At 63.6% G+C, this 7,507-nt stretch carries 5 protein-coding genes and 1 pseudogene; 5 read left to right on the forward strand and 1 reads right to left on the reverse strand.

Features of this window, described 5'->3' with window-relative positions:
• Nucleotides 1–43: 43 nt before the first annotated feature.
• Nucleotides 44–901, reverse strand: a complete 858-nt coding sequence (locus tag J8I82_RS33935; protein ID WP_209764079.1) for a GNAT family N-acetyltransferase — start codon at nucleotides 899–901, stop codon at nucleotides 44–46.
• Nucleotides 902–1,350: 449 nt separating this feature from the next.
• Here J8I82_RS33935 and J8I82_RS33940 point away from each other — a divergent pair, with 449 nt between their 5' ends.
• From J8I82_RS33940 to J8I82_RS33960, 5 genes and pseudogenes are all read left to right on the forward strand, one after another.
• Complete coding sequence (locus J8I82_RS33940) at nucleotides 1,351–2,103, forward strand: cupin domain-containing protein (protein WP_209764071.1); 753 nt, start codon at nucleotides 1,351–1,353, stop codon at nucleotides 2,101–2,103.
• A gap of 447 nt (nucleotides 2,104–2,550) precedes the next feature.
• A complete protein-coding gene (locus J8I82_RS33945; protein ID WP_209764072.1) occupies nucleotides 2,551–4,047 on the forward strand; it encodes an aldehyde dehydrogenase family protein in 1,497 nt (498 codons plus the stop codon).
• A gap of 149 nt (nucleotides 4,048–4,196) precedes the next feature.
• Complete coding sequence (locus J8I82_RS33950; RefSeq protein ID WP_209764074.1) at nucleotides 4,197–5,816, forward strand: ABC transporter substrate-binding protein; 1,620 nt, start codon at nucleotides 4,197–4,199, stop codon at nucleotides 5,814–5,816.
• Between the two features lie 377 nt (nucleotides 5,817–6,193).
• On the forward strand, nucleotides 6,194–7,150 hold the full coding sequence (locus J8I82_RS33955; RefSeq protein ID WP_209764075.1) for an ABC transporter permease: 957 nt from the start codon (nucleotides 6,194–6,196) through the stop codon (nucleotides 7,148–7,150).
• A 31-nt stretch (nucleotides 7,151–7,181) separates the two neighbouring features.
• Nucleotides 7,182–7,507, forward strand: a pseudogene (locus J8I82_RS33960) (ABC transporter permease); the annotation flags it as partial.

Here is a 7,507-nt window from a genome sequence, read left to right on the forward strand (position 1 = left end):
CATTTCTTCGAATTCAAAAGAAAGCGCCCGCTGGAGGCGTGGCTCAGCAAAGCGCCTGGTTGATCAGGGCGAACTGCTGCAGTGTGGAGTCGGCCTGCGGCACGCCATTGCGGGCCATAGCCACGACGGTGTCCACCTGCGGCAATCCCGCCTGCGCCAGCCAGTCCTGCAGCCCGCTGGTTCCGGTGACATCCACGCGCACGAAGGACCCGGCGCAGGCACTTCCCCAGTAGGCGATCAAGGCCTTGGCTCGCTCGCTGTCGGAGGCCACCACCGGGCCGATCACATGGCCCCGGCCGAAGGGGCGCAAGACCGAGAATCCGACAGCCTCGCCATTGCGTTCCAGGACGACGGCTTCGGCGATGGGGAGCAGTGCCTTCAGCAGCTCGCCACGGAACATGCCGGCAGCGCGATTTGCCAGTTCAGTCACCGCGTCGATATCGCCAGGCTCGAACGGGCGGAGCCGTTCTCCTGCAGCCAGTGCCACCGGGCCGACGGCGTTCATCGTGCCCTGATGCTGGTGGATGGTGCCGGTCGCGACGAAGCCCAGGCGTTCATACAGCGGCTGCCCGGCAGGGGTTGCATTGAGCAGCGTGGTGCGGTCGCCCAGCACTTCGAGCACAAGGCGCATCAACTCCTTGCCGATGCCCTTGCCCTGATGTGCCGATGACACAATGATCATTCCCAGCGATGCCTGCTGTCCTTGCGTCCAACATAGCCCGGTGCCGATCACCGCGCCGGCTTCTTCGGCGACGAAGCCAGTTCCCAGGCGCAGGACGAATTGCCAGTCTTCGGCCCGATGGGGCCAGCGCAGCGCCTGCGACAAGGCATGTGCCGCTGGCACGTCCTGTTCGGTCATTGCACGGTAGGTCACTGATTCATTGATGTCGTGGCTTGGCATGGCGTCTTCCTTTAAGTACGAAAGCCATCTTGCCATAGTCGATATGCCTTTTACGGGGAAACGGACGGTGAAATGCGATTCCACATATTCCCCTCAACTTCCGCTTCGGGACGCTGAGGTTATGCCGTCCAGCTGGTGTCAGACCGCATCCATTGCTAAAACCATGCGCGTGCCATCGGTTTGCGTACGCACTGCCACGTTCGCGCATGCGGGTACGGTCGATGCCTGCCCGACAGCATCCGTCGGCCACCTGCAGCAAATCATGCTGATTCTGAGTACAAATCCAACTGTTTGTAGGTTTGCGGGCAATCTGAACACGATATGTCGCAGACGCGGTGGTGCTGTAATTCTCCATGAGCGCGGCCAGCGCCTGCGCGAGTCCATATCCTCCAATCAAAGGATTGCGCGAGCCACACCAACGTAATCCTCACGAATCACGAGAACCGGTCATGTCGAGCTTGCAGCAGGGCGCCACGTTGCGCGCCACCCCCGCTTCTTTCGTCGATCTGCGCGCGTTTGCGCAAGATCAGACCCTTGGTATTCCCTTCCCCCGGTCATCCACGGAAAGCGACTTCCTGTCCAGCCGCCGCCTGTTGGACCTGCCGCCGGGGCCGGTCACTGTCGGCGTCATCACCCTTGATGCCGGCAGCGGGACGGTGAAGGCACAGCCGGCGGATGAATTCATCGTCGTCAGCGAAGGCAAGTTGACCCTGACGCAGCAGGGCCGTACCGTTGCATTGAGCCGGGGCAACAGCGCCATGTTGTTGCATGACGCCGAGTTCAGCTGGTCTGCGAACGGCCCGGTGTCGGTCATCTTCATGCGCTACGGCATCAGCCAGCCGGGCGCGCGCGCGGTCCTGCCGATCGCGGAAGCACCGACGCTGGTGCCGTCGGGCACGCCCGCTGAAGAGTTGCTGCTCACGCCGACGCCCGCTTGTCGCAACTTCACCGACTATCGTTCCGAGGACACCCAGTTCGTCTGCGGCACCTGGGATTCGACGCCGTACCATCGCCGGGCGATGTCCTATCCCCACTATGAGCTGATGCATCTGTTGGCCGGCAGCGTGACGTTTGAAGACGAGACGGGCCGGCTCGGAACGTTCTCGCGTGGGGACATTTTCCTTGTCGAGCAGCACGCCCAATGCAGTTGGGAAAGCCGCGAACATGTGGCCAAGGTTTATGCAATCTTCCGGCCCGCCTAGGCGGGATGGCTCGCTGTCGTACTTCGGTGGTCTCCGCTTCCTTGTGAAGCCTTGCCCGCAGGCAGCGATGCCTGTGGGCTTTTTTTTGGACAAGACGGAACTCGCCGGCTACGCCTGCCAAAGCGGACCACGTCCGCCAGGCACACCGGCCGGCCGCAACGCCCCAAGGCCGTTCATCACTGGCACCGCGCAGAAACAGAGCGGTAGTGGTTCCCAACACTGAGTTGGCGGCATCGTGCTGGTGCAATCCGGGCGGGGCAAACGTGCCAGAGAACCCCAAAGCATTCGGGTTTCTCCTTAACTCGGAAGATTCGTTTGCGCTGGGCGTCAGTTTTGCAATTCGATGCGGAAGCGCCGTCCTTAACCGAGATAAATCTTGGGCATTCTTGTCTAGCATGGAAGGCATGAATCCACCCTTGGCGCCGACCTGAAAGCGCCCGTCATTCCGTGCAAGTATTTGACCCCCACACTGTCGTCGTATCCACCGGCCATTTCATTGGTGGACAGTTCGTGCCCGATGCCGGCCGGATTGCCGTGCGGCGTCCCTCCGATAGCCAGGTGCACGCCGAGCTTCCGTTGGCCGACGCCGCGGCGGTCGATGCTGCCGTGCAGGACGCGTGGAAGGCCTGGCGCACCAGCGACTGGGCGCGCCGGGCGCCGCGCGAACGGGCACGTGTGCTGCGCCGATGGGCGGACCTGATCGAAGCGGATGTGCACGGCCTCGCGCCGCTGGAAGCCGTGTGCTCGACGCGCCCGGTGCGCGATGCTACCGCATGGGATGTACCGTTCACGGCGGAGGGACTGCGGTTCTTCGCCGAGTATGCCGACAAGCTGGGTGGGGAGGTGGCGGCCACGCGGCACGATCACCTCGGCATGGTGGTAGCCGAGCCGTATGGCGTGGTGGGTGCGATCACGCCCTGGAATTTCCCGCTGGTGATGGTGTCCTGGAAGGTCGGTGCCGCGCTTGCCGCAGGCAACGCCGTGGTGCTGAAGCCTTCCGAACTGACGCCGTTCTCCGCGGTGCGCCTCGCTCAGCTGGCCGTCGAAGCCGGCCTGCCGCCGGGCCTGTTCAACGTGGTGCAGGGTGACGGCGCGACGACAGGCGATGCGCTGACGCGCCACCCCCTGATCTCGAAAATGACTTTCACGGGATCGACGCGTACGGGCGCCGCGATCATGGCGACATGCGCGTTGCAGGGGCCGAAGCCCGTGACGCTGGAACTGGGCGGCAAGAGTCCTCAGCTTGTATTCGATGATGCACCGGATCTTGACCGGCTGGCGGGCATCATTGCCGGCGCCATCACCGGCAACGCAGGACAGGTATGCGTCGCCGGCTCGCGGCTGATTGTGCAACGCGGCATCGCCGAGGCGCTGGTTGAGCGCATCGTGGCGCGCTTCTCCGGGCTGCTGCCCGGTGCGACCTGGGATGATTCCACCACGCTGGCACCGATTGTTTCGGCGGTGCAGGCGTCACGCATTCTCGACATCGTGGAGCGTGCGCGCGGCAACGGCGCGGAACTGCGTTGCGGCGGTAGTCTCGTTGATGGCGGTCCGGGCGGGGCGTTCTTCAAGCCCACGCTGATCCAGGGCGTAAGCGCGGACAATCCTGCCGTTCTGGAAGAAATCTTCGGCCCGGTGCTGACAGTGCAAACCTTCGAGGATGAAGAGGAGGGTCTGGCGCTCGCCGCGCACGAGCACTATGGCCTTGCCGCCGGCGTTCACACTGCCGATATCGGCCGGGCGCTGCGCGCGATGCGCGGCATTTCCGCGGGCACGGTATGGATCAACCGCTATGGGCGCAGTGCCGACTTTGTCATTCCGACCGGCGGCTATCACCAATCTGGCATCGGCAAGGATCTCGGGCGCCAGGCGGTGGAGGCAAACCTGCGCTTCAAAAGCGTGCTGATCGATTTTGCCGCGAGGAGTAGCGACACCCATTCCTGACCGCACAAACTGCCGTTGGCGTTTTTGACAACCGCATCTTTACGCGTCCTATTCGGCCATTTCCCAATAAATGGCGTGGCGACGCATGCTTAAATCGCCTCACATCAACGCTTTCGCTTGGGCCTGCCCACCAAACCAGGAGTAGAACCATGAAGGATCGCTGTAACGAGTTTGCAAGCCTTGTCGGCCCCGGTGAAAGCCTTCGTGTCCTGGATGGCCTCAAGCGCGGCGCCACCCGGCGCGATGTGCTGAAGATGCTGCTGGCGGGCGGCATGCAAGCCACGCTTGCCGGTAGCCTGGCCAGCCAGGCGGTCGAGGTTCATGCGCAGACACCCCGGCGCGGCGGACGCATCCGCGTGGCCGCTGGCACGGCATCTGCGGCCGATACGCTGGATCCCGCCAAGCAGGCGAACCAGAATGACTATGTGCGCTGTAACATAGTCTACAACGGCCTGACCTCGCTCGATGCCAGCCTGACGCCGCGCCCCGCGCTGGCGGAGTCCTTCAACACCACCGATGCAAAGACTTGGGTATTTGCGTTGCGCAAGGGCGTGACGTTCCATGACGGCAAGGCGTTGTCGCCCGCCGACGTGGTGTACTCGGTCATGCGTCACAAGGACCCGGCCACCGCTTCCAAGGGCAAGGTGCTGGCCGAGCAGATCGAGAGCGTCAAGGCCACCGGTCCCGGCGAGGTTACGATTGTGTTGACTCAGCCGAATGCCGATCTCCCGGTGATCCTCGGGACGTCTCATTTCCAGATCGTCAAGGACGGCACCACCGACTTCAGCGCGGGCATTGGCACCGGACCCTACAAGATCAAGGAGTTCCGACCCGGCGTACGCACCGTTGCGGTGCGCAACGACGCGTACTGGAAGCCAGGCAAGCCGTACCTCGACGAGATCGAGTTCGTTGGCATCGCTGACGAAAGTGCGCGTGTCAATGCGCTGCTGTCGGGCGAAATGGATCTGGTGGCCATGGTGAACCCGCGCGCCGTAGCCCGCATCAAGGGCACCCCTGGCTACGGGCTGCTGATCACCAGATCGGGTCAATATACCGACCTGATCCTGCGCAAGGATGTTGGCCCCGGCACGAACCCGGACTTCATCATGGGGATGAAGTATCTGCTGGACCGGCAGCAGATGAAACAGGCGATCGCACTCGGCAATGCCGTCATTGGCAACGACCAGCCCATCGATCCCACCAACCGCTTCTATTTCAAGGAACTGCCGCAGCGGCCGTTCGATCCGGAGAAGGCGAAGTTCCATCTGCGCAAGGCCGGCGTGACGGGCAAGGTGCCGGTGGTGACGTCGCCGGCGGCGCTGTATTCGGTCGAGATGGCGCTGATGCTGCAACAGGCTGCCCAGCGCGTTGGCCTCGAACTCGACATCAAGCGCATGCCGGCCGATGGCTACTGGTCGAACCACTGGCTCAACAGCCCTGTTGGCTTCGGCAATGTGAATCCGCGACCCAGCGCCGATACGATCCTCACCCAGTTCTTCAAGTCCGACGCGCCCTGGAACGAGTCCCGCTGGAAGAACCCGCAGTTCGACCAGCTGCTGCTCGGTGCGCGCGCCGAGACTGACTTCGCCAAACGCAAGCAGATGTATGCCGATATGCAAACCATGATTCATGCGGAGGCGGGCATCGGTATCCCATTGTTCCTGTCCAGCATCGACGCGCATTCAACGAAGCTCAAGGGCTTGTCGCCCATCCCGCTGGGCGGTCTGATGGGCTATTCGTTTGCCGAGCACGTCTGGCTCGACGCTTGACCAGAGGAGGCTGGAATGGCCGCGTTCCAGGCACGGAACGTATTTTCGCCTGCGCCCGCGCATCGACGTCTCTGAGACAAGACCCTTACACGCGAGATTTTCTGAAGCAGATTCAAGTCAGGTATAGATTTTCCCCCCCGGCGACGCGGCTGGAACAAGCCCGTCGCCCACCTGCCGCGTCCAGTTTGCCGGCGTGTACCGCCGGTATGGATTCGGATACATCCATTGGCCATCTGAAGAATGCCGATCCTGGCAGTGGTCCGTTCGCGTGCTGGCGAAACGGACTCGTCCGGGATGCCGTGAGCGACCTGATGGGGCGAACCATGCCCCGGACCACGGAAGTCACGGCCTGATTGATCAACTAGAAAGGAGACCTCATGAATGTGTTTATATTTCGTCTGCTGTCGCGGCGTGTCGGGCTGGCGCTGATCTCATTGCTGGCCGTCTCGGCCATCGTCTTCGCGATCACGGCGGTACTGCCGGGGGACGCCGCCCAGGAACAGCTCGGGCAAGACGCGACCCCTGAGGCCCTGGCCGCGCTGCGCAGCCAGATGGGCCTGGACGTGCCGGCGCCGGTGCGCTATGTCCACTGGCTGGGCGGCCTGCTGACCGGCGATGCCGGCGAGTCCCTGGCTACCCACATGCCGGTGTCGGAGGCCATCGGGAGCCGGCTGCCCAATTCGCTGCTGCTGGCTGGCCTGACCGCGCTGATCTCGGTGCCGGTGGCGCTGGGCCTCGGCATCCTCGCGGCGGTCTACCGCGGCACCTGGTTCGACCGCGGCGTCAGCCTCGGCGCAGTGGCGGTGGTCTCCGTGCCCGAATTCCTGGTCGCCACGCTGGCGGTGTTGCTGTTCGCGGTCCAACTGCGCTGGCTGCCGGCGCTGGCCTATGTCGGCAATGACGAATCCTGGGACAAGGTGCTGCGTTCGCTGGCCATGCCGGTGCTGACGCTGTGCTGCGTGATCGTGGCGCAGATGCTGCGCATGACGCGCGCCGCGGTGATCGACCAGCTGCAGGCGCCCTATATCGAGATGGTGCGGCTCAAGGGTGCCTCGTCGACCCGCCTGGTGCTGTTCCACGCGCTTCCCAACGCCATCGGCCCGATCGCCAATGCCGTGGCGCTGAGCCTGTCCTACCTGCTGGGCGGCGTCATCATCATCGAGACCATCTTCAATTACCCGGGCATCGCCAAGCTGATGGTCGACAGTGTCGCCCAGCGCGACATGCCCGTGGTCCAGGTATGCGCCATGATTTTCTGCGCCACCTTCCTGACCCTCGTCACGCTTGCCGATGTGTGCGGCATCGTCGCCAATCCGCGTCTGCGTTACCGCTGATGCCTTGAACGCCATGCAGGAGCCGCAATTCATGTCCCCCACTTCCAACACACAAGCCCCGGCCACCCTCGGCACGGCCGAAATGCGCCGTCGCCACACGCGCCTTCCCCGGTTAGGCCTCACCGGCTGGATCGGCTGTCTTATCCTCCTTGGCTGGCTGCTCGCCGCCATTCTCGGCCCGATCCTGATCAACCCCGACGCAGCGGCCTCGGGCGAGCTCCAGGTCTTCGGGCCGATCAGCGCCCACCACTGGCTTGGCACTGACTACATGGGCCGGGATATGCTCGCGCGCGTGCTGCTCGGCGCGCGCTATACCGTCTGCCTGGCGCTGGTCTCGACACTGTGCGCGAGCGGCAT

The organism is Cupriavidus consociatus (genome assembly GCF_017814975.1).
Lineage (GTDB): Bacteria > Pseudomonadota > Gammaproteobacteria > Burkholderiales > Burkholderiaceae > Cupriavidus > Cupriavidus consociatus.